Consider the following 1889-nt stretch of genomic DNA (forward strand, 5'->3'; position numbering starts at 1 on the left):
AGCGCGTTCGACGCGGGCCAGATCCTCCCGTCGTACGCCTACGCGCGCGTCGGCTACCACCGCGGGCTCGATGCGCTCCGCAAGGGCGGCTGGCGTGGCGGTATGGGTGCGAGGTCTCGTGGCAGCCCGGAATACAAGTTGCACAGACGTGTGCAACTTCGTAGACTGGAGGCATGACGACATCGGTTCCCACCGCCCGGCTGCAGCCGGCCCCGGCCGAGCGCGCGCCGCGTCGCGATGCGACCCAGAACCGGGCCGCGATCCTCGACTCGGCACGACTCCTGCTGAACCGCGACCCCGACGCCTCGCTCGAAGCCATCGCAGCCGGCGCCGGGCTCTCCCGCCGCGCCATCTACGGGCACTTCGCCACGCGCGACGAGCTGGTCGCCGAGCTGCAGACCCGCGGTGGCGAGCGCGTGACCGCGGCGCTCGGGCCGATCGACGATCCCGATGCCCGTGTCGCGATCGCCCTCATCGGCGCCCGGCTCTGGTCGGAGGTCGAAGACGTGCGCGTGATGGCGCAGCTCGCCGTGCGCGGACCGCAGCGCGACCACATCGCCGAGACGCTCGGCCCGGTGCGGCAGAAGCTGCTCGCGATCGTCGAGCGCGGCATGGCCGCCGGTGAGCTGCGCGAAGACATCGCGGCGCCGACGCTGGCCCGCCTGATCGAGGCGGCGGCACTGTCGGTGCTCGACGAGGCCATTCGCGGCGACCTGTCGAACCGCGAGGGCCACCGGCTCGTGATGCTGTCTGGCCTCGGGGCCGCCGGCCTCTCCTGGCGGGAGGCGAGCTCGGTCATCGCCGAGCATCCGGTGCTCGAGTTCGGTGCGGCGTCGGGGGATGCTGCGGATGCGGATGCGGCGTCGGGCGAGGTTCCGGATGCGACAGCCGGGCGCACGAAGAGAGATCAGACCGCGACACCGGGTGTGGAGGAGAAGACAGCGTGAAGATCATCCTGAGCAGTGTCACCAAGGGCGAGCAGGGCGAGAACCTGCCCGAGACGTCGCTGGTGTACCAGTCGGGCGGCGTGACGGTGGCGGCGGTCGAGACCGCAGCGCGGCCGACGGTGCTGGCGCTGATCGCGACCGGGCGCATGGTGCCGGACTCCGGAACCGTGGCGATCGTCGACGCGGATGACGCGGGCGGGTTCGCGGATGACGCGGACGAACTCGCGAGCGACGGCGGCGCATCGGCGGATGACGCGGGCGCTGTGGGCACTCGTGAGGACGATGCCCTGAACAACGTCTCCCCCGACACAGACGCCCCGTTCGCGATCGACGACTTGAACGCGGAATCCGACGCCGACCTAGGCACCGGCACCGGCTCCGGCACCGAGGCGGGTACGGGCGCGGACGCGATGGCGCGGCTGCGGGCCGCGACCGCGATCGTCGACGCACCCGATGTGAGCGAGCCTGTGGGCGACCTGAAGTTCAGCGCCGTTGTGCAGGAGGAGTTGATGTTCGCCGATCGCCCCTCGGGGCGGCGCGCGACCGCAGAGGCTCTCGCGGAGCTCGGCGTGAGCGAGTTCGGCGGGTGGGAGACGCAGAACGTGCCGACCGCCGTACGGCTGCGAGTGCTGAGCGAGCTGGCCGCGAGCCGCCCGGGGGTCGAGGCCATTGTGCTGACGGCGCCCGACCGGCGCGGAAGCGATCCGTTCGAGTGGTGGGCCATCGCGGCCGACCTGGCGCACCGCGGGCTGGCGGTGCTCGTGATCGCAAGCCCTGCCTCCGTCGACCTGCTCGCCGAGACGTCCGCGCGCTTCGAGGCCGACCGCGTGGCCGACGTCGCCCGCCGCGCAGAGGCCACCCGCACCACCGAGGACGCCCGCCGCGCCACCCTCGCCGCCCCCGAGCCCGCGGTGCGCCAGGTCGGCCGCGATGGCCCACCAC

General features: G+C 72.8%; 1 protein-coding gene and 2 pseudogenes. All 3 read left to right on the forward strand.

What is annotated here, in order from left to right; translation table 11 throughout:
- Positions 1 to 99, forward strand: a pseudogene (locus C5B96_RS17665) (DUF3151 family protein); the annotation flags it as partial.
- A gap of 74 nt (positions 100 to 173) precedes the next feature.
- Positions 174 to 947, forward strand: coding sequence for a TetR/AcrR family transcriptional regulator (locus C5B96_RS16870; protein ID WP_104246516.1), 774 nt, complete (start codon positions 174 to 176; stop codon positions 945 to 947).
- A pseudogene (locus tag C5B96_RS16875) lies at positions 944 to 1889 on the forward strand (hypothetical protein); the annotation flags it as partial. The gene C5B96_RS16870 and the pseudogene C5B96_RS16875, both read left to right, overlap by 4 nt.

Source organism: Subtercola sp. Z020 (genome assembly GCF_002931235.1).
In the GTDB taxonomy this organism is placed as follows: Bacteria; Actinomycetota; Actinomycetes; order Actinomycetales; family Microbacteriaceae; genus Subtercola.